This window comes from Vallitalea maricola, from assembly GCF_036985595.1.
Taxonomy (GTDB): domain Bacteria; phylum Bacillota; class Clostridia; order Lachnospirales; family Vallitaleaceae; genus Vallitalea; species Vallitalea maricola.
Map to the genome: position 1 here is coordinate 1 of NZ_BTPU01000287.1, position 228 is coordinate 228.

Annotated in this window: 1 protein-coding gene; it reads right to left on the minus strand. The window is 35.1% G+C overall.

Features of this window, described 5'->3' with window-relative positions; all coding sequences use genetic code 11:
- Positions 1 to 24: 24 nt before the first annotated feature.
- Positions 25 to 228: hypothetical protein (locus AACQ14_RS24115; protein WP_339366078.1), on the minus strand; the 204-nt coding region annotated here is incomplete at its 5' end.

Sequence of the window (228 nt, forward strand, 5' to 3'; positions counted from 1 at the left end):
CGTGAAGGCACAGCTTTAAGTGGCTTAGGTATAATATTTAAACATTTTAACAGGAGGTGACATGTTAACTTTATTAGCAAAGCTACTACATGCATTAAATAGTGATAGTTCCATTAGGCAAATCGCCTTGGCAATAGCGTTAGGTTTTATCGTTGGTTTATCGCCAATATTAACGCTACATAATATAGCGATAATATTCTTTGTATTAGTCATCCGAGTGCATTTAGG